Source organism: Streptomyces iranensis, from assembly GCF_017874715.1.
Classification (GTDB): Bacteria; Actinomycetota; Actinomycetes; order Streptomycetales; family Streptomycetaceae; genus Streptomyces; species Streptomyces iranensis.
Window position 1 is genome coordinate 460,002 of sequence record NZ_JAGGLR010000002.1, and the last position, 23,567, is coordinate 483,568.

The window sequence follows — 23,567 nt, forward strand, 5'->3', positions numbered from 1 at the left end:
TCGGCGCCGTCTGCCGGCGACTAGGTCGGCGGCCGGAGGTCAGCGGGGCATGACCGCTCCCTGGTTGGCGGGGGCGACATGCCGGGCGTAGAAGGCGAGGTAGCCGCGGGTGACGTTCGGGGCGGGGGCGACCCGGGCCTCGCGGCGGCGTTCGAGTTCGGCCTCGTCGACGGCGAGGTCGAGTCGGCGGGCGTTGAGGTCGACGGAGATGGTGTCGCCGTCCTGCACCAGGCCGATGGGGCCACCGCTGGCGGCTTCGGGGCCGACGTAGCCGATCGCGGGACCGTGGGAGGCGCCGGAGAAGCGGCCGTCGGTGATCAGGGCGACGGTCTCCGACAGGCCCATGCCGACGACGGCGGAGGTGGCGCCGAGCATCTCGCGCATGCCGGGGCCGCCCTTGGGCCCTTCGTTGCGGATGACGATCGCCGTGCCGGGTTCGATCTCGCCGGCCAGGGTGGCGGTGATCGCGTCCTCCTCGTTCTCGAAGACGCGGGCGGTGCCCTCGAATTCCCACATCGCCGGTGTGACGCCGGAGGCCTTCACAACCGCGCCCCCGGGGGCGAGGCTGCCGCTGAGGATGTAGATCGCGCCTTCGGGAGCCTTCGGCTCGGCGCGGGTGGCGAGCAGCTCGGGGTTGGTGTTCTCGGCCGCGGCGGCGATCTCGCCGGTGGTCCTGCCCGAGACCGTGACGGTGTCGCCGTGGATGAGGTCGCCGAGTTCCTTGAGGACGGCCGGCACACCGCCCGCCTCGCCCAGTTCGGTCACGCCCCAGGGACCTGAGGGCGCCAGCTTGGCCAGGGTGGGGGTTTCCCGGCCGATCTTGTCGATGAAGCCGAAGTCGAGTTCGACACCGGCTTCCTTGGCCATCGCGATGAAGTGCAGTACGAGGTTGGTCGAGCCGGACACCGACAGCGCGACGCGCAGCGCGTTCTCGAACGCGGCCGGGGTGAGGATGTCGCTGGGCCGGACGTTCTCCCGGAACAGGTCCACGATGCGCATCCCGGTGTACTTGGCCGCGCGGATCTGCTTGTTGGTCCCGCCCGCGAGCGTGCCCGAGCCGGGCAGCGACAGCCCGAGGGCCTCGGTGTAGATGCCCGCCGTGTTGCCGCTGGTGAGGGTGTCGCCGGCGCCGGGGCCCGGGAACAGCTCATCCTCCCAGTCCTTCAGCGTCTCCTCGCTGATGGCGCCGCGGACCGCCTCGCCGACACCGTCGTAGACGGTCTCCAGGAACAGGTGCTTGCCGCGGTACTCGCCGTACTTGGTGGGTCCGCAGTAGAGCAGGATGGTCGGCAGATTGAGCCGGGCCGCCGCCATGACCATGCCCGGAGTGGGCTTGTCGCCACCGGTGAGCAGGACGAGGGCGTCGGCGCCGTGGCCTTCGGCCATCAGCTCGACGGAGTCGGCGACGATGTCCCGGCTGGGCAGAACGTAGCGCATGCTGCGCGCGGCGAACGCTTCGCTGTCGGTGACGTGGAAGGTGTTGAACTCGACCGGTGTGCCGCCGTTCATCCGCACCCCCGCCTTGACCGCGTCGGCCAGCGTCCGCAGGTGGGCGTTCTCGGGCGAGAAGTCCTGGTAGGTGTTGGCGATCATGATGAGCGGGCGGTCCAGCTCCTCATCGGTGAAGCCGGCTCCCTTGATCCAGGCACGCTGGAGCGAACGCTGGATGCCCTGGAACTGGTCCTTGCTGCGCATATCTGCCCTTTCGGTGGTGTGGGACGGTGAACGCTGGTGGGTAGTGGTGGACACCGGGGTCAGACCTCGGTCCGCGAGGCCCGCGCCACCGGCGTGGCCGGTTCGCCGGACGGGGCCCTGTGTGTCGCGCGGTGCAGCGCGAGTGTTCCGCCGGCGGCGAACAGCAGGAACACGCCGAGGAGGATGTAGCCGGCCGAATAGGTGCCGGTGGCGTCCTTGAGGAGGCCGGTCAGGGAGGGGGCGATGATCCCGGACAGGTTGCCGACGGAGTTGATGACGGCGACGCCGACCGCGGCCGCGGTGCCCACGAGATAGCGGGACGGGAGCTGCCAGAACACCGGGATGCTGGAGTAGATGGCGGCGGCGGTGACCGACACCAGCACCATGCCGATGAAGAAGTTCGAGAAGAACGGGGATGCCGCGATGGCTGCCGCGCCGATGAGGGTGGGAATCACGATGTGCCATGTGCGTTCCTGCGCGCGATCGGAGCGGCGGCCCCAGAAGATCATGCAGCAGACACCCACCGCGCTGGGAATCGCGCTGATCAGACCGATCTGCATCAGCGACAGATGGGTGCCGAACTGATCGCTGAAGGACTGCACCATCTGCGGCAGGAAGAACCCGAGCGCGTACTCGCCGAACTCCAGGCCGAGATAGATCAGGGCCAGGTAGAGCACCGCCGGCCGCAGAAGCGTCCGCATGATCGAATGCTGAGGACGGTGGGCGGCGGAGACTTCGCCGGTCTCTGATTCGAGCTCGGCCACCAGCCAGGCCCGCTCGGGTTCGGTGAGAAACGTGGCCTGGGAGGGCTTGTCGACCAGCCAGAACAGGCACGCGATCCCGCCGAGCACGGAGGGAACGGCCTCGATGACGAACATCGCCTGCCAGCCGCGCAGGCCCGCCACTCCGTGCAACACGGTCATCAGCCAGGTCGACAGCGGTGAGCCGATGAGACCGGCGAGCGGCACCGCCATGAAGAAGGTCGCGGTCGCCTGGGCCCGCTTCTCCCGGGGGAACCACCGGGTCAGATACAAAATCATCGCCGGGAAGAAGCCCGCCTCGGCGACCCCCATGAGGAAGCGCAGCACATAGAAGCTGACGGGCCCCTGCACCAATGACATACAGCCGGCGACGGCCCCCCAAGTGATCATGATCCGCGCGATCCACAGCCGGGGCCCGAACCTGGTCAGCGCCATGTTGCTGGGCACCTCGAAGATGAAGTACGCGACGAAGAAGACCCCCGCCCCGATCCCGTAGGCGCTGTCGGAAATGCCGACGTCGGCGTTCATCTCCAGTGAGGCGAAGCTGATGTTGACGCGGTCGAGGTAGCAGACGAGGTAGGCGAAGAGCAGGAACGGCAGGATCCGCCACATCGTCTTGCGCATCGCGGTGCGCCGGACGAGTTCCCCCGTCGCGCCTGGTGGTGCTGGATTCATGGACGTCAACTCCTTCACGGCCCGCCTCATTGCGGACGTCTGAATCGGCCCCCTTCCGCCACGCACCCACGCCCGGTGGCGTGGCGGAGTGCGGGGGCGGTCGCGTGTCGACGCGAGAGGAATCAGTGCGGAACAGGGGCCTTATGAGCCATGCCTCCACCCACTGCGGCGAAAGTACCCAAGGAACGTCAGATCGTCAAACGATCTGACTGACGGTATCCTCGGTATGCCGAGGAGGACGAGGAGGTCCGTGCGGGATGGCTGGTGCGAAGAGGGGCCGTGCGACGCTTGCGACGCACCCCATGACGGTGCCGTCGCGGCCGGACATGATCGCCGCACGCCTGCGGCAGGCACTGGCCGATGGCGAGATCACCGAAGGAGAGCAACTCGTCGAGCCGGATCTCGTCGCCTCGTTCGGCGCCTCACGGCCCACGGTGCGCGAGGCGCTGCAGCGGCTGGTGCAGGAGGGGCTGGTCACCGCCATCCCACACCGCGGTGTTTTCGTCACCACGTTCTCGCCGGAGGATCTCGACGACATCTACGACGCGCGACGCGCGATCGAGACCTCGGCCGCGCTGCGGCTGGCCGAGACCCAGGATCCGGCGGTGCTGGCGAGCCTTCGCGAGCAGCACCGCGCCATGACGGCCGCGGTCACGGCGGGCGACCCGGCCGAGCTGACGGCGGCGGACATGCGGTTCCACGAGATGCTGGTGGCCTGCCTGCGCAATCAGCGCCTCGAGCGCACCAGCAGGACGCTCCTGGTCGAAACGCGGATGTGTCTGGCCCGGCTCGAGGGGCACTACTCCATACCGCAAGAGGCCGTCGACGAGCACGCCGACATCGTGGGCGCGATCGAGTCGGCGGACGTCGCAGCGGTGATCAAGGCAGTGGGCGACCACATGACCAACGCCGCGGAACTGCTGGACCGCCTCCATGCCCGACGCACGTCCTAGGACCCGTACGAAACCGTCGTCAACCGACAGGGTGATCGCCCCTCCCCGGCGGAACGGCGTGGGTCAGCGGCGGCGCAGCCGCTTGTCGGTGATGGGCGGGGTGGGGTCGATGTAGAAGTCGTCGGGGTTGACGTCGACACCGGGCGCGACGATCTCGTCGATCCGGTCGAGGACGTCGTCATCGAGCTCCGCGTCGGCCCCGGCCAGGAGATCGGTGAGGTGCTCGGGGTGGCGCGGACCGATCAGCACGGACGTGACCGCGGGGTGGGCGCGGACGAAGGCGAGGGCCAGATGGGCGAGCGGCAGACCGGCTTCGGTGGCCAGCGCGGTGAGCTTCTGGACGGCCTCGGCCTTGGCCCTGACGCCTGGCTGGGACAGGTCGAACATCTTCGCGCCCAGCCCGGCGTTGCGGTGCCCCGTGGTGGGGTCGGCCCGGCCGGAGAGCCAGCCGGAGTTGAGCGGGCCGAAGGTCAGCACGCCCATGCCGTACCGCCGGGCGGTGGGCAGCACGCGGTTCTCCACACCGCGGGTGAGGATGGAATAGGGGCACTGCTCGGTGCGCAAGGGGCGGTGGCCGCGGCGCTCGGCGGTCCACTGGGCTTCGACCGTCTCCTCGGGCGCGAAGAAGGAGCCGCCGACGGCGCGCACTTTCCCGGCCCGGACCAGGTCCGAGAGGGCGGCGAGGGTTTCGTCGATATCGGTGTTCGGGTCCGGGCGGTGCATCTGGTACAGGTCGATGTGGTCGGTATCCAGGCGGCGCAGGCTCTCCTCGACGGCGCGCCGGATCCAGCGAGCCGAGCCGCCGCGCCGGTTGGCGTCGTCTCCCATGGCCAGCCCGAACTTGGTGGCCAGCACGACCTCGTCGCGGCGGCCCTCGAGGGCTTTGCCGACGATCTCCTCCGACTCCCCGCCGGAGTACACGTCCGCCGTGTCGATGATGTTGATACCGGCATCGAGCGCGGTGTGAATCATGCGGACGCACTCACCGTGGTCGGTGTTGCCCATCGCGCCGAACATCATCGTGCCGAGCGCGTACTGGCTCCGGGACGCCACCCCCACGATCCCGCCCTGGCCGAACTCGTCGGCGAGCTCTCCGCACAGGACCCCGACTTCCGCCGCTGGTGGGCCGATCACGATGTCTTCCAGCGCACTCACGGCATCAAGCGCTACCACCACTGCCTCGTCGGCGATCTCGTCCTGGGCTACGAGTCCTTCACCGCTACCGACGACCCGGACCAGACCCTCGGCATCTACACCGCCGAACCCGGTTCGCCTTCCGCGGACCGGCTGGCTCTCCTCGCCGGCTGGAGCGGTCCCCCGTACCAGCCTGACCATTCCCGGGTCGCCCGCGCGGCCGAGGCCGAACCGCCCAACTACCGGGCAGGACGTGGTTCGTCCTCGTGACCTACAATTCCCCGGCCAGCTGGCGAAAAATGAGTGGTCGACACGCATGGGCGGGGAGGAGCCACGATGGCAACGGGGGGATGGGGTCTGCCGAACGGCCCCGGGCAGGGAGGCAACCGTTGGGGACCGCCGCCGGCGCCTGGTCCTTACGGGCCGCCGCCGACACCGGATCCGTACGGGCCACCGCCGACACCAAGTCCGTACGTGCCCCCGCCCCCGCCCCCGCCACCCGGGCCCTACCGGCCGACGCCCAGGGGCCGGCGCTGGTACCGGCGGGTGCCTTTCCTCTCCTTCCTCATCCCCCTGCTCCGCCTGGCGCACCGGCCCGCGCGGAAACTGTTCGACCAGGATGGCGGCGGGCGCGTCCACGACCCCGTGGTCGACCGCGTTCAGATCACCCGGACGGTGCTCGGCGTACTCGCGACGCTCGCCCTCTACTACATGTACGGATCGGACGGCGACCTGGAGGATCAGGCCAGCGAGAGTGCCGCCCAACTCCTCGTGACCCCGGTGCTGCTCCTCATCGCCGGACCGGTGGTCATCGCCCTCTTCATCCGCTACGCGCCCGCGGAGCGGCGGCGGTTGCTGCGCTCCCGGCTCAGTGTCCCGGCCAAGACCGTCGGCTGGTACGTCCTGACCGTGGCCGTCCTCGCCGCCACGTTGTGGGGGATCTCGGCCAACCCCGGGGTGCTGGAAGGGCTGCACGGGGTGTGGCTGTTCGTGGCCGCGGTCCCGGCGCTCGTGTTCGTGCTGTGGGGGCTGCCGTTCTTCTTCCTGGCATCGGCCTACGTCGCACGCTCCGCCTTCAACACCGCCTATGTGCACGCCGCGCTGCCGGCCGTGCTCACCGTGGTGATGGTCTGGATCATCGCCGTCTTCAACCTGACCGGGAGCGGCATGCCCAACGGGCCGACATGGGCCCAGTTCTGTTCCCTGTTCGGCGGGCCGCTGTCGGTGACCGGGCTCTCCCTGTGGGAGCTGCACCGGCTGCGCACACGCCACGGCGTGACCATACGCGGCTGAGTCATCCCCTACGCTGCGGATGTAGATGCGTCGTGCATCTTGTTGACGGCGGAAGGGCCGGCCTGTGGGCGAGAGTGAGCTGTACTACCGGGACGCGACCGAGCTGGCGGAGCTCATCGCAGGACGCCAGGTGTCCGCCGTGGAAGTGGTGCAGGCGCATCTGGACCGTATCGCGGCGGTCGACCCGAAAATCAACGCCGTGACGGTGACCGCCGAGCGGGCACTCGACGCGGCGCGCGCCGCCGACCGGGCCGTGCGGTCCGGCACGGCTCTGGGCCCGTTGCACGGCGTCCCGTTCACGGTCAAGGACTCGCTGGATGTGGCGGGGGTGGTCGCCGCACGCGGCTCGGCGCTGTTCCGGGACCATGTCCCGGCCAGGGACGCGACCGCGGTGGCCAGACTCCGGGCGGCGGGCGGGATTCCGCTGGCCAAGACGAACCTGCCCGAGTTCTCCTACTGGACCGAGACCGACAACGTCATCACCGGCAGGTCACTCAACCCCTGGGACCACGAGCGGACTCCAGGCGGATCAAGTGGCGGGGAGTCAGCGGCGATCGCCGCCGGGATGTCCCCGCTCGGGTTGGGCAGCGATGTCGCCATCTCGGTCCGGGGACCGGCCCACGACACCGGCATCGTCGCGCTGAAGGCCACCCGGGGCCGCGTCCCGGCCACCGGCCACTGGCCCGAGGTTCCCCGGCGCTACTGGCACGTCGGTCCAATGGCCCGCAGTGTGCGGGACATCACGGCCGCGCTGAGGGTCCTCGCAGGACCCGACGGTGTCGACGGTTACGTGCGGCGGCACCACCCGCACCCCGCCGACCCGCCCGGACCGAGGGACGTGGCCGGGCTGCGGGTGGGCTGGGCGACCGAGCCCGCCTTCGGCCCGGTGGACCCCGAGGTGGCGGCCACCGTCACCGCGGCGGCCGACGCCCTGCGCAGCCTGGGCTGCGTGGTCGAACCGGCCCCGCTCCCCGAGCTGGAGACCCTCGACGCGACCGCGCTGAGCGCGGTGCTGTTCACCGCCGAGGTCGTGCCGTATTTCCGGCAGGTGGTCGCCGGCCGCGAGTCCGAGCTGCACAGCGTCATCCGGCGCGCGCTGACCGCGCCGGACGTGACGCTGACCGACTATGTCGCCGCCCAGCAACGGGTCGAGGCGCTCAGTTCGATGTTCTCCGGGTACTTCGAGCGCTACGACGTCCTGCTGTGCCCCGTATGCCCCATCCCCGCGCCGCCGCACGCCCGACAGACATTCGAGGTCGGCGACGTCACCGTCCCGGCACGCGGCATCATGCGCGCGACGGTCCCGTTCAATCTCACCGGCCTGCCCGCGCTCTCCCTCCCCTTCGGAGCCACCGGCGGGCAACTGCCGATCGGCGTCCAGCTCGTCTCCCGCTGGTACGACGAGGCGACGATCCTGCGGCTCGGCGCGGCCCTGGAGGAGATCAGCCCGGTCCGGCACCGCCACCCCGACCTCACCTGACCCGGCTGCCGATCCATCCGGAGGGGCCTCGCCCCACCGCCCCCTCGCTCACCTGTGGGCTGCCGTCCCCACATGGCCCGGAGGGGGCGGAGTCGGTGGTCAGCGCACCGTCAGGCGCCGCAGGCGTGGCACCGCCGCATGCGCCGACCCGTCGACCTCGAGGCTGACGTAGCGGGCCGTCTCGGAGGCGGTCAGCCGACGCACGCGGCCCCGGCCGGTGAGGGTCCCGGCGTCCCGGTAGGTGATGCCGTCCGTGCTGAAGCCGACCTTCGCGCCCGGCGCCGTGCCCGCCGTCCACTCGGTCTCCACCAGGCGGACCGGGCGGGCCGCGCCGAGGTCCACGACCATGCGGCCGCGCGCGCCCGGCCTCCAGGCCGTGTGGGCGTCGCCGTCCACCGCCGCCGCGGGGTCGGACATGCCCTCCGGCAGCGGGCTCGTGGGGAAGACGGTCCTGCCGAGGGCCAGGTCGTCGTGCGGGTGGGCGGCCGCGCCGTCCAGGACGACGGTGATCGTCCGGTCCGCGTCGACGACGGCGACGCTGCTGCGCCCCTGGGCCCGGACGCGCAGGGCGCAGGAGGCCCCGGACAGGCGCACGGTCGCGCCGTCGACGACCTGGACCCGCAGGCCCGACGGCAGGCCTCGGCTGGTGAGGGGGGTGAGCGTGAAGCGCGGGGCCAGCACGACCGCCGTGGCGGCGGGCAGCGCGGCCTCGAAGGACGTGCCGTCGGCGGTCAGCCGCTGCGTGCCCTCGAAGACCACCGTGTCCGTGCCCGTGCGCGGAATCGTGATCCGCGTCCTGACGGACTCGCCGGAGAGGTTGAACAGGGTCAGGTGTCCGTCCGTCAGCGTCGTGCGCACCTCGGTGGCCTCCGCCGTGGGCGCGGTCCTCCGGGCGATCGCGCGCAGCTCTCCGGCCGACGTGCCGGGGAAGCCCTCGACCAGGAGAGGTGCCGCCGGGCCGTCGCCGAGGACGATCTTGTCGTCGTAGACGCCGATCGGGTTCCGGCCGTCACGCACCACCAGCCCGGCGCGTCCATCGACGTCGAGCCAGCCGCCGCGGCTGCTCACCGCCGGCCTCGGCCCGGTCGCCAGGTCCCGCCAGTCCCGGCCGTCCGTGGACCCCTGGACGCGGTAGGCGCGGCCGGCCGCCGACTCCCAGCGCAGGGTGACCCGGTCGATCCGGCGCTCGGCGCCGAGGTCGACGGCCAGCCAGCTGTCGGCGCGCGGACGGTCGGCCTTCGACACCGCCCAGCGGGTGGCCGAGTCGCCGTCGACCGCGAGCGGCGCGCCCTTCCCGGCGTCGGCCGACGAGGCGGTGGCGGACCCGCCGCGCGCGAGGTCCGCGCCCTGGGCGCCGTCGCGCGCCTCGAAGGCGTACAGGGAGTATCCGTAGGCCGGGTCGGGCCGCACGCCGAGCATGCGGACGTGGCGCACCGTCGTGGGTGTGAAGCCGAGGTCGTCGACCCGTCCGGCGGGCGTCTCGGCGGAGGTGTCGCGGGCGCGGACGGTCGCCTCGCCCTCCTCGAAGTGGTAGGTGCGCGCGCCGTCGAGCCCCGGCATGCCGGGCATCGTCAGGTTGTGCACCTCGAGGTGGCCCTCCGCGTCGGCGGTACCGCCGCTCGCGTAGACGATCGAGCCCGTCGGGAGCGTCGCGAACCCGGCCCAGCCGCCGTCGAGGCGCAGGAGCGTCGCGCTGCCGTCGAAGCCGTCGCGCGGGGACTCGTACACGCGCACGGTACGGCCCTGGACCTTCGCGGCGGTTGTGGGCAGGAACATCGGAGTCGCGCCGCTGAGCCGGAACAGCCAGTCGTCGTGGTCCGGCTGCCAGGCGAACTTCACGAACCCGGGCTTCGTCACGGCACCGGCCCACGCGGTTCGCGACTGGTGCGACACCAGTCCGGGGCCGGTCCCGAAGTCCGTGACACCGGAGGCCCGCGCGAACAGTTCGTCGCGCGACAGCGCCTTGACGGGCCGCCCGGACTCCGCCGCCCACACATGCAGCAGATAGCTGATCGCGATCTCGGCGCGTGCCTCCGGCTCGTACTTCGGCTCCCCCGAGAACTTCGCCATCCGGTGCTCGGGCGGGTACTGCTGGTACGCCTCCAGCCGTGCCGCCAGTTCCTGCTCCGCCCGCGCCGCGGCCCCGTCTCGCATCACCTGGGAGAGGAAGGCCAGCGGGATGACGTCCCGGCCGTAGAGGTGCTGGCGGTCGTCGACCATCGGCATCAGCGGTTCGCCCGCGTCGCTCATGACGCCCAGCAGTGTGCGCCACAGCGGCTGGGCGTTCGGCTGCCGCGCGAGGACCTGCGGGAGGGGGCGTCCGGCGGCCAGGAAGTGCGCTGCGTTGCGGCCGGAGGTGCGCCACAGCTCCTCCTGGTAGTGCGGGCCGAAGGAGCCGTGGTTCTCGACGATGAAGGTGTCGTACAGGTTGCGGGCGGTGTTCTCGGAGACGGCGACGCCGTCCACGCGGGCGGGGTTGGCGAGGTCGGCGGGCGGCAGCCCCGCCTCGTTGCGCGACCAGATGCCGTACCACGTGGCCCAGTCGGCGGCGCGGTGGTCGTCGTGGGCCCACGCGAGCGCCGGTGCGAGGGTCTGCGCGTACAGGCCCATCTCTTCCAGCTTGGTGTCGCCGACGTGTCCGCCGCTCAGGCCGTTCGGCGTCCAGTCGCCCGAGGCGGGGTCGTCGCCGCTGCCCAACGAGGTGGTGTAGGCGGCCTGTTCGCGGACGATGGTCTCGACGTCTCTCCGCGTCGCGGTGTCGAGGTCCTTCCACAGCAGCCGGGCGGCGAGGACGAAGTACGACTGGAAGGTGGTGTCGAAGAAGAGCGTGCGGCCCCACTCGTCGCCGCCGGTGAGCCGGTTCGACGCGGCGAAGTGACGGATGGTGGCGAGCGTGCGCCGCTCGAGGGTCTCCCGGTCGGTGCCCGCGCGCTCCGCGTCGTAGCTGCCGTGGGTGAGCAGGACCGCGTTGCCGAGGACCACGGCGAACCCGAAGTCCTTGGCCCGGTAGTGGCCCTGGGCCTCGTCCCACTGCGTCTCGGACCACCGGGTGTGGTCCAGGAGCACCCGCAGGTAGGTGGCCGCGACGGCGTCGGGCGGCGGGTCCGTGCGGCCCTGCGCCGCGTGGGCGCTCACGGCTCCGGTCAGCGGGGGCAGGGCGGCCAGTGCGCCCGTGAGACCGGCGAGGTGCAGGAAGCGGCGGCGGCCCAGGGGCAGGGATCGGTGCGACACGGAACGACACCTCGAAGGCTGGACAACGTTGTCAGAGCGTGTCGCACATTCTTCGGCGGTCCTGGTCCGCGCGTCAACGGGTGTGACCACACAGGCGTCAAAACGCCACCGGCAGCGCGTCGGGGGCCTCGCACATCTCGGCCGCGGGCCCGGCTCCGGACCAGCGCTAGACGTTGTTCCGGAGCGCGTCGTAGATGGCCGTGACATAGGCGCCGCTTCGGTCGGAGCCGATGATGCCGGGGGCCATCCTGTTCATCATGTAGGAGATCGTCATGCGCCGATCGAGGTCCATGATGATCATTGACCCGCCCCAGCCTCCCCAGAAGCAGATCTTTCCGTCGGGGATCCAGGCGATGGTGTCCTTCTTGGGCAGCGCATAGCCGACACCCCAGCGCAGCGGGATGCCAAGGACCAGGTCCACACCGTCGGCCTGCTCGTCGAAGATGAGATCGATCGTGTCCGGGCCGAGCAGCCGGATGCCGCCGACCTCACCACCGCGGGCGATCGCGGACAGCATACGTGCGACGGAGCGAGCGTTGCCGTGTCCATTGATCGCGCCCATGTCCGCGCGGCGCCAGTCCGGTGTGTTGGCGTCGTTCGCCTCCATGAACGGTCCGGTCGCGGCCCTGACGCCCGGGTTGTCCGCTCCCAGGGTGTCGGCGTCGATCCGGATGGGGGGCGGCGGTGTCACGTTCGCGATCCGGCCCCAGTCCTCCTCGGCGGCACCGATCTGGAAGTCGGCGCCCAGCGGGCCGGCGATCTCCTCGGCGACGAACCGCTTCAGGGGCTTTCCGCTCACGCGGCGGATGACCTCGCCGAGCAAGTGACCGAAGTTCGTCAAGTGGTAGCCCGAGGCCGTTCCCGGCTCCCACCACGGAGCCTGAGCGGCCAGCCGGGCGGTGGACTTCTGCCAGTCGTAGAGGTCCTCGAGCACGGCGGGCTGGTCGAGACCCGCGACCCCGGAGGTGTGCGAAAGAAGGTGGCGGATCTCGACGCCCTGTTTGCCGTTGGCGGCGAACTCGGGCCAGTACTCGGCCACCGGTGCGTGGATGTCGAGTTGGCCGCGGTCGACGAGCATGAGCGCTGCCAGGCTGGTGACGGCCTTCGTGGTCGACCACACATTGGTGATGGTGTGTTCGTCCCACGCCACGGTGCGAGCCGGGTCGCGGAAGCCGCCCCACAGGTCGACGGCGACGTCGCCGTCGATGTCGAGGACCAGGGACGCGCCCAGTTCCTCGCCGGAGGCCACGTTCTCTTCGAACTTGGCGCGGACGGTGTCGAATCGGGCGTCGTGCCTTCCCGCTATGTTGCTCATGGCGGCTCACGCTAACACCTGACGCCACGTCAAGGAGCTGGACAAAAGCGGGCGGCACCCGGATTAAATGAGTCGGGTGGATCGCTCGCCGCCGATCGACAGCCGGAGGCGGCTCAGGCGGTCCATGGTCTTCGTGCCTTGCACGGGTTGAAGCAGGAGCAGCCGTTGCCGGGACAGCGGGCTGGCGAGGATGACGCAGTCCAGATCAAGGCGCCCCACCTGCTCGTTGAACACGGACTTCGTCGAGCAGTGCAGCGTCGACACCCGGTGCTGGTCCCACATCCCGGCGAACTCCGCACTGGCTTCGCACAGATCGGAGACCAGTGTCGCGGCGGCGGGATCGTGGCCGCGCTGGGTGACCGTGGCCCTGAGGTCGGCCACGTACAACAGGCTGGTCGCCTCTTCCTCCTGCGGCGACGCCGAGCGCAGTACGGAACGCCAGTGCGCGGAGGTGAACCAGTGCCAGGTCAGGTTCTTCTCATGGCCGGGCCGGTCGGCGAAGGTGCCGAACAGGGCGACGTTCAGAGGGTTCTGTGCCAGGACGTTGGAGAGGTCGTCGGAGATGAGCGCGGGTGTCGTGGCCGCCACCGCGTCGAGTGTGTACGACAGTCCCGGGTCGAGGTAGTCCGGGGGCTCGGCCGTCGTCGGCGGCGCGTGCCCGGCCAGCAGGTACAGATGATGCCGTTCGTCGGGTGTCAGTCGCAGGGCGGTCGCGAGGCTCGCGAGTATCGCGACCGACGGCTGGGGGCCACGTGCCTGCTCGAGGCTTTCGTAGTAGGCCGTGGACATGTTGGCCATCGCCGCCACCTCGTCGCGGCGCAGCCCGGGAGTCCTGCGCCGGGTGCCGGGGGCGAGGCCGAGATCCGCCGGGCGCAGGGCCGCCCGGCGACGGCGGAGGAAGTCCCCCAATTGGATCCGGTCCGTCATCTGGGTCCCCGGGGTGGGCCTCCAGCCCGGGTCCGCACTGGCGACCGGACCGTGGGCCGCGTCGAGAGGGCTCTTCATGAGGTGCATCGTCGCATCGGGTCCGTGCCCTGTGCACATGGGCTGATCGGCGCCGCGAGCGCCGCCCGTTTTATCCACTGGTCGTCAGTACGTGGCTGAGCTGTTTGCCCGTCTCCCGCGCATGTCTATGGTCCTGCTGTCCCAGTTGGTTGATGAGATGCAGGATGAAACGAGGAAAAGCGTGGAAGCCACGACCCCTGTCGTTCTTGTTCACGGTTTCTGGCATGGCAGCTGGTGCTGGAGCCTGGTCGGCGAGCAACTCGCGAGCCGTGGTGTCGCCTCGGTCGCCGTGGACCTCGACGGACACGGTCTGAAGAGTCGCTCACCCCGGTCGCGATGGGGGCGTCCGTTCGATGCCGAGGCGTTCGCCGTGGAGCCCTCGCCGGTGGCCGGGATCACGGCGTCCTCCGCGGCCGCGAGCCTGGTCGAGCAGGTGCGGCGGATCGGAAGCGGCCGGCCGTGTCTGGTCGTGGCGCACAGCATGGGCGGCACCGTGGCGACCGCCGCGGCTGAACAGGCGCCGGAACTGTTCGCCGAACTCATGTACGTGACGGCGTTCGCCCCGGTCAGTGGGGCGCCGACGGCGCAGTACCTCCGCATGCCGGAGAACGCGGGAGAAATGGTGGCGAGCGGGCTCTCGGCGGACCCGGCGTCGGTCGGTGCGCTGCGCTACGACACGGGCGACAGCGATCGCCGGGCCGTCATCCGCGAGACGTTCTACAACGACGTCACCGACGAGGTGACCGCCGAGGCGGCGATCTCGCTGCTGACCACGGACGCACCTGCCGGCGTCCCCTCCGAACCGATCACGGTGACCGCCGAACGGTACGGTTCGATCCCGCACAGCTACGTCGTCTGCACCAGGGACAACGCCATACGGCCCACGTTGCAGCGCCTCATGATCCGGGAAATCGACGCCATCTCCGCCCAGCCGACGACGGTTGTGGAAATGGATTCCTCGCACTCACCGTTCCTCTCGCGGCCGACCGCCCTCGCGGATGTCATTCACGTGGCGCACCGGGCGATACACCGGCATGACCGGTCGCGGACGGCCGGGGCCCGACCCGGTCCGGGCAGCCATGAACGCACCGCCTCGTAAACCCACAGAATTCCCACAGAAACGCTCTCTAGCCTCCCGGGTCACAAGCGACCGACTCACCGGTGTCCTACCCACGTCACAGGTGCGTTCAAAGAGGGGACCCTTCCGCCATGCTGACCGAGAGGACACGGGCCTCCGCCTCCCACAAGAGCCTGGTGCTGCGTCTGTTGCGCGAACACGGCCCGCTGACGCGGGGAGAGCTGGGGAGTCTGTGCGGCCTGTCCCGCACCGTGCTCCATGACGCCGTCGGAGCGCTCATGGACAACGGCACCGTCCTCGCCTCGATACCGGAAGCGGCCCGGCGCAAGCGGGGCCGCCCGGCCGAGGTGCTGACCCTGAACCCCGGAACCGGCCTGCTGCTCGGCATCGAGTTCGCGCGGCGGGCGGTGCGGGTGGCCACGATGGACGCGTCACGCGAGATCGTCGGCGCCGTGGGGGAGGCACACGGCCCCGACACCCCGTGGCAGGCCCGCGTCGACATCGCATGGCGGCTGGCGGACACCCTGACGAGCGGGACGCTGCGATCCTGCGCGCCGAACGGGGTCGGCGTCGGGGTGGTCGGACCGGTCGGCCCGCCGGATCACGGCCCCATGCGGGCATCCCGGCACAACGCGGTTTCGGAGCTGGTCCGCGAGCGCTTCGGCGCACGGGTGCTGATCGACAACAACACCCGGTTGGCGGCACTGGCCGAGACGATCTGGGGCGCGGCCGCCGGTGAACAGGACGTGCTGTACCTGCGGTTGTCGCATGGCGTCGGCGGCGGACTCATGGTGGCCGGCGCACTCCACCGCGGCGCTCACGGCCGCTCCGGAGAGTTCGGCCACATCACCGTGGAACCGGACGGCGCGCCCTGCGAGTGCGGTGGTACCGGATGCCTGGAGACGGTGGCCTCGATCGGGGCCGTACTCGACGCCTACCGCGCCGCCGGAGGTACCGCGGCGGACGTGCCGGAGCTGGTGGCCGCGGTCAGGTCGGGCGACCGCAAGGCACATGCGGTCCTGGAGCGGGCCGGCGCTCACATCGGCAGAGTGCTGGACGCCGTGAGCCACGCCGTGGGTCCGGGCGTGATCGTCGTAGGCGGTGAGCTGGTCGACGCCGGTCCGGCCCTGATGCGGTCGATCGAACGCACGCTGAACACGGGCGTGCTGCGCGGCTCGGATGGGCGGCCGACAGTGCGTCCGGCCGGACTCGGTGACTCCGCCGCCGCGCTCGGCGCCATCGTCCGCATGGCGCCCTGGCCCCCCGGAGACATCACACTGTGCGGCGGCAGCCGTGCGAAGCGCGAAAAGCGTAGAAATTACGCGGTTGACCGGTTGGCGGTTTCATCGTCTGAGCACGAGAGAGGGCAAGAGCACGTGCCCCAGCGCGGACACCGGTACGGGGAGGCACGTACCGCGGTGCGCCGGCGGTTCGGCACTCCCGAGCGGCTGTAGGAGGCGGCCCTGAGCGCGGGCACGCCGGACGCGCACCTGCCGCCCGGCCCTCCCCCGCACCTCCATGACCGTTGACCCCGAAGGTGGGTGACCATTGTCCGCTGTCAGATGCGGCACCTGCGGTGAACCGCTGTCCAGACCCCCACAGTCCGGCAGGCCCCTTCCCCGGGCACGCTACTGTTCCAACGCCTGCCGACAGCGCGCTTATCGGTCACGGCAGAAGGCGGGCGGCACGGACACCGCGCCGGGCGGTGGACCGCCGACCCAGCTGAGCAGCCTCGTGGGCCGCACCGACGAGCTGGTCGAGCTGGCCCGGCTGCTGCGCCAGGTACGGCTGCTGACCGTGACCGGCCCCGCCGGGGCCGGCAAGAGCCGGCTGGCGCTGGAACTGGTCGGTCAGGAGGTCCGCGGCAAACGCCCCGTCGTGTCCATGGTGCGGCTCGGCCCCCGCACCGAGCCCGACGAGATCCGGCGGCAGGTGTTGGCCGCGCTCGGCGAGACGCCCGGCGCCACGCCACCCTCCGTCGCCGCCTCTGCCGCCGCCCCCGACCGCCCCGAGAACACCGGCCGGGACCATCTCCTCCTGCTCGACGACTGCGAACACGTGCTGGAGGTCTGCGGGAGGCTGCTGACCGAGTTGCTGCCGGACCGGCCGCGGCTGCGTGTGCTGGCCACCAGCCGCGAGCCGCTCCAACTGCCAGGTGAGACCGTCTTCTCGGTGGCCGGCCTGGCCCTGCCCGATGCCGGGTCCGACACTGTGCTCAACGCGTGCCTGCGCTCCGACGCGGTCACGCTCTTCGTGGACCGGGCCCGCGCCGTCATGCCCGGCTTCCGGCTCACCCACGACAACGCGGTACACGTGGGCGAGATCTGCGCCCGGCTGGACGGGCTGCCGCTCCCCATCGAGATGGCCGCCCGGCTGATCCGGGTCTTCCCGCCGGCCGAGATCGTGACCCGGCTCGAGGACCGGCTCGCCCTGCTGACCAACGGCTGGCGGCTCGCGGACGACCGGCACCAGAGCCTGCGCGCCTCCCTGGAGTGGGGCTACGCCCTGCTGAGCCCGGAGGAACAGGCGCTGCTGCGCAGGCTGTCGGTGCTGGCCGGCGACTTCGGACCGGACGCCGCCGCGGCGGTCGCCTCCGACCTACCCGGTCCGGCCGCCGCGATACCGCGGCTCCTCATCAGCCTGGAGGCCAAGTCCGTCATCACCGCACTGGCCGACACCGGCGGTCCCACCCGGTTCAGGCTCCTGGAGTCGATGCGCTGCTTCGGGCACGACAGGCTCATCGCCGAGGGCGAGGAAACCGGGACGTATGAACGGCTGGTCAGCTGGCTGGCCGCGATGTGCCTGCCGCTGCACGGTGAGGCCGTGGTCCCCTCCGCCACGCTGGAACGGCTGGCGAAGGAGCGTACCAACCTGACCCATGCCCTGCACCGGCTGCAGTCCGGTACGGACGAACGCCAGTTGCTGTTGGCCAGTGCGCTCGCCGCGGTCGAGACGGCCGACGGACGGGTCACCGGCACCGCCGGCCTGGTGGCATACGCCCTCAACCGCACCGCGCCGGACTCGGTCTACCGCACTGTCGCCCTGGCGGCGGCGGCCGCGCTGGCGGCAGGGGACGCCGACGGCGACTCCGCGTTCCGCTACGCCGACGAGGCGGTGGAGTTGGAGCACGGCCGGGACCACCCGGAACTGCTCGCCCGGCTGCTTCTGCTGCGCGGCATCATCCAGCATCTGCGGAACGGGCGAACGCTGCCTGCCGTCAGGCCATGACCAGCCCGTGCCCGGCACCGTCACCGCCGTCACCGCCGTCACCGTGGGACGCCCGACAGCGACATCGCCGCCACCACGACGGTGAGCAGCCCCATGTACGCCCAGGCGTGGATCCGGTCGGGGATGCGCGGTGGACGCCGCCGCAGCACCCCGACGACCGGCAGGGCACCGGCGAGCAGGGCCGCGGCGGCACCGGGGTCGACGAGGCCCACCAGGTGGACATGCGCACCGGCGGAGGCCGGGAGCGCGGTGCCGCCGAGCGAGACCGCGGTGGCCGGGAGCGCGATGGCCAAGGTGAGGGGGTTGGCCAGCGAGCTCGCCACGTGCATCGTGTGCCCGGCGCGCCGCATCGCGGGGACGGTCATGACGCTGCCCCCTACACCGAGGAACGCCGCGACCGCGCCGATGGGGGCGCCGAGGACGGCCGGCAGCGGCCACGGTCCGTCTGCCGGTCCCTCGATATGTGCGCGGGGGCGCAGGAACCCGGGGCGCAGCAGCAGGTCGACGATGGTGATGGCCACATACCCGACGAACAGCCAGCGGACCAGCCCCGCTGGGGCGAGGCGGGTGGCGAGCGCACCGGCCGTGGCGCCGGCCGCCAGCAGGAGGAGCAGCCCCGTGCTGCCGCGGAGGGCGCCGAGCACACGCCGGGCCGTGACGGCCGTCGCGAACGCCGCGTTCACCACCATCACCAGGGCAGAGGTGGCCGTCGCCACCCGCATCGCGTCCGCGCCGAGCGCGGCGTCCGCCCACACCACCACCGGGACCGCGGCGAACCCGCCGCCGAACCCGAACAAAACCGTCGTCACTCCGGTGAGGAGCCCGATCCCGATCAACATCGCGATGTCCACGGGACCACCCCACCAGGGCCGCCGCCCTTCCCGCATGCGAAGACCGGCACGGTTCTTTCGCGTCTCGGCCGGTACGGTGGTGGGGTGAGAAACGTCCCCCTGGACGCCATCGACCACGTCGATCGGGTCGTCCTGCCGATCGGCACGGACTATCCGCCGGGACACGTACTGGACTGGCATGAGCATCGCCGCGCGCAGTTCCTCTACGGCGCCACCGGGGTCATGGTCGTCGACACCGGCGCCGGTACGTGGACCGTCCCGCCCGAGCGCGCCGTCCTGATTCCGGCCGCCACCCGGCACCGGGTCCGGATGCTGGGGGTGAGCACCCGGAGCCTCTACATCGAGCCGGACGCCGTTCCCTGGTGGCCCGCCACCTGCACGGTCGTGGACGTCACCCCGCTGCTTCGCGAACTCCTCCTGAGCGCCGTCGGGTTCGAGGCCGACTACAGCCTGTCGGGGCGGGAAGGGTGCATCGCCGCGCTCCTGCTGCACGAGATCTCCGGGCGCACCCCGCTCCCCTTCCACGTCGCGATCCCGCCCTCCACCGACCTGGCGGAACTGTGCCGGGAGTATCTGGCCGCACCGGACGTCGGCATCACCAACGCGGTCTGGGCCGGCCGGACGGCGCAGAGCGAACGGGCCTTCACCCGGCGCTTCCGCGCGGAGACCGGAGACAGCCCCGCCGTCTGGCGGGCCCGCGCCCGCCTGCTCGCGGCCGTCCCGCTGCTGCGCACCGCGTCCGTCACCGAGACCGCCGGACGCCTCGGCTACGCCTCCCCCGCCGCCTTCACCGCCGCGTTCACCCGTGCCTTCGGCCTGCCGCCGTCCCGTTTCACCGCCGGCGGCCAAGGCGGTCGCCCCAGCCGCGCCTGACGTGCCTGACGACGCGCCCTGGACCGGTGGATTGGGCTGGTGATCTTATGGCGATGGCGGAATCTCGAGTTCGAACCAGGTGGTCTTTCCCCGGCCGGCCGGTGAGCTTCCCCAGGCGGAGGCCAGGGCATCGACGATGAGCAGCCCGCGCCCGGACTCGGCCTCCTGGTTGCCCGGTTCGTCGGGGCCGACGAAGGCGACGGGGACGGGCGGATGGGGGTCGCTGTCCCGGACCTCCACGCGCAGGCGGTCGGGGTACTCCCGGAACCGGACGTCCACCTCGCTGTGGGCGTGGATCAAGGCGTTGGTCACCACCTCGGAGGCCATGAGCTCCAGACCGTCGGTGAGGACATCGAGATCCCAGTCATGGAGCAGGTCACGCAGCACATGGCGGATGTGCCCCACCCGTTGCAGGTCATGGCGCTGTACGAAGGCGCGGGCCACGCGTCGGTGAGGGCGCTCCGGGGCTCCTTCGTAGCGCAGGAGCAGCAGCGCGGCGTCGTCTTCGCGCAGCGCCTGTGGCGGGGAGACGCCGATGAGCTGGTCGGCCACCACTTCCAGGTTCTGCGCGCGGCCCTCGGACAGGTGGCGGGAGAGTCGCTCGGCGGCGGCGTCGGGGCCGATGTGCCGGGCGTCGAGCAGACCGTCGGTGTACAGGGCGATCATTCCGTCCGGTGACAGTTCGGTCTCTGTCTGGGGGTAGACCGCTCCGGGATCGACCCCCAGCGGAGGTCCGGCGAGCAGGTCGGGGACGGTTGTCAGGCCGTCCCTGTCGCTGAGGACGGGAGGGGAGTGACCGGCGCTGGCCACCACGGCGCCGCCCGTGTCCAGGTCCAGCCAGAGGCAGCAGCAGGTGGCGAACAGGTCGGTGTCCAGCTCGGTGATCAGGCGGTTGCTGCGGCTCAGCACGATGGACGGATCGTGCCCCTCGGCCGCGTAGGACCGCACCGCGGTACGGATCTGCCCCATGATCCCAGCCGCCTCGAGGCTGTGTCCCTCCACGTCCCCGATGACGAATCCGACGCCCCTGCCGGGCAGCGGGACGACGTCGTACCAGTCGCCCCCCACATCGGGTCCCGCGGTCGCCGGCAGATAGCGCGCGGTGATGTCGACCTCGGCCAAGTGCGGCAGGCTCCGCGGCAGCAGGCCCCGCTGCAGCCCCTGCGCCAGAGCGTGCTCGAGTTCGTACGCCCGGGTCTTCTCCAGGGACTGGCCCACCTGTCCCAGCATGAGCATGAGGAGGGCGCGTTCCTCGAATCGCAGCCTGCGGGGCCGGTCGAAGACCAGGACGCAGCACCCGATGGCCCGCCCGCCCGCGATCAGCGGCAGAAACGCCCAGGACCGCCCCTCCTCGTCCCGTTCGAGGCCGGGGTAGGAGGCGCGCAGATCCTGGGCCGTCTCGAAGAACATGGGAGCGATCTTCACCACCGTCTCGGCCTCCGGTGCGTGCCGGGACAGCGGAAGCCCGTTCACACGGCGCACGGCTTCTTTGGGGAAGCCGGCCGATCCCACCACCCGCAGTCGCGCGCTTTCCACCAGGCACAGCATCACCGCCCGCCCGCCCAAGGGCCGCGCCACCTGGGTCCATGCGGTCGAAACGACATCGCGCGGGCGCACCGCCGCGGTAAGTTCGGAGGCGAGTTCGAGCAGCTGGTAGACGAACGTACTGGCCGCGACCGATGAGCCGACCGCCGCCTGCCAGTCGTCCCGCCCGGCTACCGTGGGCGCTGTCACCGCCGGGGCGGCGGGTTCGTCCGCGGCGACGAACAGCGGCACGAAGGGCGCCTCCACCGTGACGCCCTGTTCGGTGAACGTCTGCAAGTCGAGCGCCAGAGCGTCCGAGACCGTCCCCAGATACCGGAACTCTTCCGCGTCGATCCGGCGCGGAGGAATCCAGCGCAGGTTCAAGGCCCCGAATCGACGCTCCTGGGTACGGAGCGGGACCGAGACCACGAGCAGGGGGAACGGCATGTACAGCACGAGGGCCGGATCATCACGGATCAGCTTCTCGTAGTCCGCGTTACGCATGATCACCCGCTCACCCGTGCGGTGCGCTGACGCCGCGGACCGCCAACGGTCATCAACGGACATTCGCGGTGTCACCGTGAACCCCAAGGGGCTGTCCACCGACACGGCGGCGGCCAATTCCCGGCCGTCACCCGTCACGAGGTAGACCGTGCTCGTACTCGCACGCAAGCGGGTGTGGAGCCGCCGCAGCGCCGCGGCCATGACCTCATTCCGGCGCGCCGGTCCGTTCGCCCCCGGACCACCCGGCCCAGGCGCCTGCTGGTCCATTACGTACCTTCTCGAAGAGATCCACGCCTCTCCCGTATATCATCCCATACAGCTCTATCAGGGCTCCAAACGATACATATCCATGCATTCGTATTCGCCGCGGCCGTGAACCAACCGTTTTCACGGCGGCGCGGTCATCTGGTCAGGTTGACGCCGGTCGCCTTTGCCAGGTAGCGGGCCATCTCGGACTGATCCGGGTTCTGCCCACCAAGGTCGGCAAGCGCGGCCCGGCAGAACTGGACGCAGGCCTCTGACACCTCCAGTGACAGGCCCATGGACGCCGACAACTCCAGAGCGGTGGTGATGTCCTTGACGGTCAGCGGGAGGGAAAACCCGACCTGGAACCGTCCGTCCAACACCTCCGGCCCGACCTTGACCTCGGTTGACTGGTTGCGGCCGGTTGACCGGTTGATGACGTCGAGCATGGTCCGGGGGTCCAGACCGAACTTGGTTCCGGCGGTGAGCACTTCGAGTGCCCCGACCAGCCCGATGGCCGACAGCAGGTTGTTGAGAGCCTTCAGCGCGTGCGCGGATCCAGCCGGGCCGACGTGCGTCACTGACGAGCCCATCGCGCGCAGCAACGGAAGGGCCCGCTCGTAGTCTTCGGCCAGTCCACCGGCCATGATGGTCAACTCAGCCGTCGCGGCCTTGCGGGGACCGCCGGAAACCGGGGCGTCGATCATCGCCACATGGCGCTCCCTGAGCCGGGCGGCCATCTCCTGAGTCGCCAGAGGTGCCGACGAGCCCATGTCGATGACCAGCGTGCCCGGACGCAGGCGGCCGGCGAAGCTCTCCGTGTCTCCTGGGTCGCCGAGGACGCGCTCGACGATCGCGCTGTTCGGAAGCATGAGGATCACGACATCGCCCTCGGCCCCGCCGACGAGACCGGCCAATGCCGTCACACCTTCGTTCCGGGCGGCGGCGTCGATCGCGTTCGGGTCGACGTCGAAGACCGCCACCGGCACGGATCGCGCGAGGTTGCGGACCATGGGCTGCCCCATCGTGCCGAGGCCGATGAAGGTGACAGTGTTCGTCATGGCTGTTCCACCTTTCGAGTCGTGGGTCTGAGCCAGGGAGAGGACCTCGTGCGCGGCGAGACCGCCCCGCGGCCGATCGCCCCGCGGCCGATCGCCGCGGGGCCGACGAGTTCGCGCACGGTCAGGCGGCGCTGCCGGAACCGCCCTGGAAGACCTCCACGGTCGGTTCCAGACCGTCAGCTCCGACGACCTCACGCCAGGCCTCGAAACCGGCCTGGAAAGCCACAATGCCGGCCTCGGGCAGGCTGATCTCGATCGCCTCGAGAATCTCCCGCGGGCTGAGACCCAGGCCGAGCGCGACCTTGATGTGGCTCTGGATGTGCCCCTTAGAGGCACGCATCACCGTGAGACTGACGATGAAAATGAGCTCCTTCGTCTTGCGGTCCAGAGTTCGCTGGTCGAGGTACGCCGCGCCGACGAGACCGTTGGCGGCCTGCAGTACATCGAAATCCTGCTTGGCCATCACCTTGTGGTAGTCGAGGACATAGCCCCGCTTGCGCGCCATGTCGTCGATGTACTGCTGCGGCCCCTGAACAGTGGTCACGTGCACTCCTTAGATCAGCAACGACACTACTACCGTAATACAGTATTACATGAGCCCCCGAGATCCCTCGAACCGCGAAGCTGGATCCAGACAGGGGGCGTGGTATATTACAGTGTTAT

Annotated in this window: 18 protein-coding genes; 8 read left to right on the forward strand and 10 right to left on the reverse strand. The window is 70.8% G+C overall.

The window, feature by feature from the left end; genetic code table 11:
* Window positions 1-39 precede the first annotated feature (39 nt).
* A complete protein-coding gene (ilvD, locus tag J2Z30_RS05675) occupies window positions 40-1,695 on the reverse strand; it encodes a dihydroxy-acid dehydratase (protein WP_044578434.1) in 1,656 nt (551 codons plus the stop codon).
* A gap of 59 nt (window positions 1,696-1,754) precedes the next feature.
* Complete coding sequence (locus J2Z30_RS05680; RefSeq protein WP_044582232.1) at window positions 1,755-3,131, reverse strand: MFS transporter; 1,377 nt, start codon at window positions 3,129-3,131, stop codon at window positions 1,755-1,757.
* A 302-nt stretch (window positions 3,132-3,433) separates the two neighbouring features.
* On the opposite strand from J2Z30_RS05680, the gene J2Z30_RS05685 reads away from it, so the two are divergent.
* Complete coding sequence (locus tag J2Z30_RS05685) at window positions 3,434-4,084, forward strand: GntR family transcriptional regulator (protein WP_044578431.1); 651 nt, start codon at window positions 3,434-3,436, stop codon at window positions 4,082-4,084.
* Window positions 4,085-4,147: 63 nt separating this feature from the next.
* Here the strand turns inward: J2Z30_RS05685 and J2Z30_RS05690 are convergent, their stop codons facing one another.
* Window positions 4,148-5,104 carry an aldo/keto reductase gene (locus J2Z30_RS05690; protein WP_044582231.1) on the reverse strand — a complete coding sequence of 319 codons (957 nt, stop codon included), beginning with the start codon at window positions 5,102-5,104 and terminating at the stop codon, window positions 4,148-4,150.
* Between J2Z30_RS05690 and J2Z30_RS05695 the strand changes: the two genes are divergently transcribed.
* The 3 genes from J2Z30_RS05695 to J2Z30_RS05705 all read left to right on the forward strand — a co-directional run bounded on the left by J2Z30_RS05695 (window position 5,048) and on the right by J2Z30_RS05705 (window position 7,991).
* The gene (locus tag J2Z30_RS05695; protein WP_308279775.1) at window positions 5,048-5,488 is read left to right on the forward strand and encodes an MmyB family transcriptional regulator; all 441 of its coding nucleotides are present in this window, start codon (window positions 5,048-5,050) and stop codon (window positions 5,486-5,488) included. The genes J2Z30_RS05690 and J2Z30_RS05695 overlap by 57 nt on opposite strands.
* 276 nt (window positions 5,489-5,764) lie before the next feature.
* Window positions 5,765-6,511 (forward strand): hypothetical protein, encoded by a 747-nt coding sequence (locus J2Z30_RS05700; RefSeq protein ID WP_078957039.1) that lies wholly within the window; start codon window positions 5,765-5,767, stop codon window positions 6,509-6,511.
* Between the two features lie 64 nt (window positions 6,512-6,575).
* Window positions 6,576-7,991, forward strand: a complete 1,416-nt coding sequence (locus J2Z30_RS05705) for an amidase (RefSeq protein WP_044578427.1) — start codon at window positions 6,576-6,578, stop codon at window positions 7,989-7,991.
* A 99-nt stretch (window positions 7,992-8,090) separates the two neighbouring features.
* On the opposite strand, the gene J2Z30_RS05710 is transcribed toward J2Z30_RS05705, so the two are convergent.
* From J2Z30_RS05710 to J2Z30_RS05720, 3 genes are all read right to left on the reverse strand, one after another.
* Window positions 8,091-11,222: a discoidin domain-containing protein gene (locus J2Z30_RS05710; RefSeq protein WP_044578424.1), complete on the reverse strand. Its 3,132-nt coding sequence runs from the start codon at window positions 11,220-11,222 to the stop codon at window positions 8,091-8,093.
* Window positions 11,223-11,388: 166 nt separating this feature from the next.
* Complete coding sequence (locus tag J2Z30_RS05715) at window positions 11,389-12,537, reverse strand: EstA family serine hydrolase (RefSeq protein ID WP_044578421.1); 1,149 nt, start codon at window positions 12,535-12,537, stop codon at window positions 11,389-11,391.
* A 63-nt stretch (window positions 12,538-12,600) separates the two neighbouring features.
* Window positions 12,601-13,542 carry a helix-turn-helix transcriptional regulator gene (locus tag J2Z30_RS05720; protein ID WP_245387595.1) on the reverse strand — a complete coding sequence of 314 codons (942 nt, stop codon included), beginning with the start codon at window positions 13,540-13,542 and terminating at the stop codon, window positions 12,601-12,603.
* Window positions 13,543-13,723: 181 nt separating this feature from the next.
* Here J2Z30_RS05720 and J2Z30_RS05725 point away from each other — a divergent pair, with 181 nt between their 5' ends.
* From J2Z30_RS05725 to J2Z30_RS05735, 3 genes are all read left to right on the forward strand, one after another.
* Window positions 13,724-14,641: an alpha/beta hydrolase gene (locus tag J2Z30_RS05725; RefSeq protein ID WP_063791004.1), complete on the forward strand. Its 918-nt coding sequence runs from the start codon at window positions 13,724-13,726 to the stop codon at window positions 14,639-14,641.
* 110 nt (window positions 14,642-14,751) lie between these two features.
* Window positions 14,752-16,074, forward strand: coding sequence for an ROK family transcriptional regulator (locus J2Z30_RS05730; protein WP_063791002.1), 1,323 nt, complete (start codon window positions 14,752-14,754; stop codon window positions 16,072-16,074).
* A gap of 280 nt (window positions 16,075-16,354) precedes the next feature.
* Window positions 16,355-17,848 carry an ATP-binding protein gene (locus J2Z30_RS05735; RefSeq protein WP_052701698.1) on the forward strand — a complete coding sequence of 498 codons (1,494 nt, stop codon included), beginning with the start codon at window positions 16,355-16,357 and terminating at the stop codon, window positions 17,846-17,848.
* 38 nt (window positions 17,849-17,886) lie between these two features.
* Here the strand turns inward: J2Z30_RS05735 and J2Z30_RS05740 are convergent, their stop codons facing one another.
* Window positions 17,887-18,699, reverse strand: coding sequence for a sulfite exporter TauE/SafE family protein (locus J2Z30_RS05740; RefSeq protein ID WP_209468568.1), 813 nt, complete (start codon window positions 18,697-18,699; stop codon window positions 17,887-17,889).
* An 84-nt stretch (window positions 18,700-18,783) separates the two neighbouring features.
* Here J2Z30_RS05740 and J2Z30_RS05745 point away from each other — a divergent pair, with 84 nt between their 5' ends.
* Window positions 18,784-19,572, forward strand: coding sequence for an AraC family transcriptional regulator (locus J2Z30_RS05745; protein ID WP_044578419.1), 789 nt, complete (start codon window positions 18,784-18,786; stop codon window positions 19,570-19,572).
* Between the two features lie 45 nt (window positions 19,573-19,617).
* On the opposite strand, the gene J2Z30_RS05750 is transcribed toward J2Z30_RS05745, so the two are convergent.
* From J2Z30_RS05750 to J2Z30_RS05760, 3 genes are all read right to left on the reverse strand, one after another.
* Window positions 19,618-21,867, reverse strand: a complete 2,250-nt coding sequence (locus tag J2Z30_RS05750) for a SpoIIE family protein phosphatase (protein ID WP_078957037.1) — start codon at window positions 21,865-21,867, stop codon at window positions 19,618-19,620.
* Between the two features lie 134 nt (window positions 21,868-22,001).
* A complete protein-coding gene (locus J2Z30_RS05755; protein ID WP_044578416.1) occupies window positions 22,002-22,904 on the reverse strand; it encodes an NAD(P)-dependent oxidoreductase in 903 nt (300 codons plus the stop codon).
* Window positions 22,905-23,025: 121 nt separating this feature from the next.
* A complete protein-coding gene (locus J2Z30_RS05760; protein WP_308279777.1) occupies window positions 23,026-23,448 on the reverse strand; it encodes a carboxymuconolactone decarboxylase family protein in 423 nt (140 codons plus the stop codon).
* Window positions 23,449-23,567 lie beyond the last annotated feature (119 nt).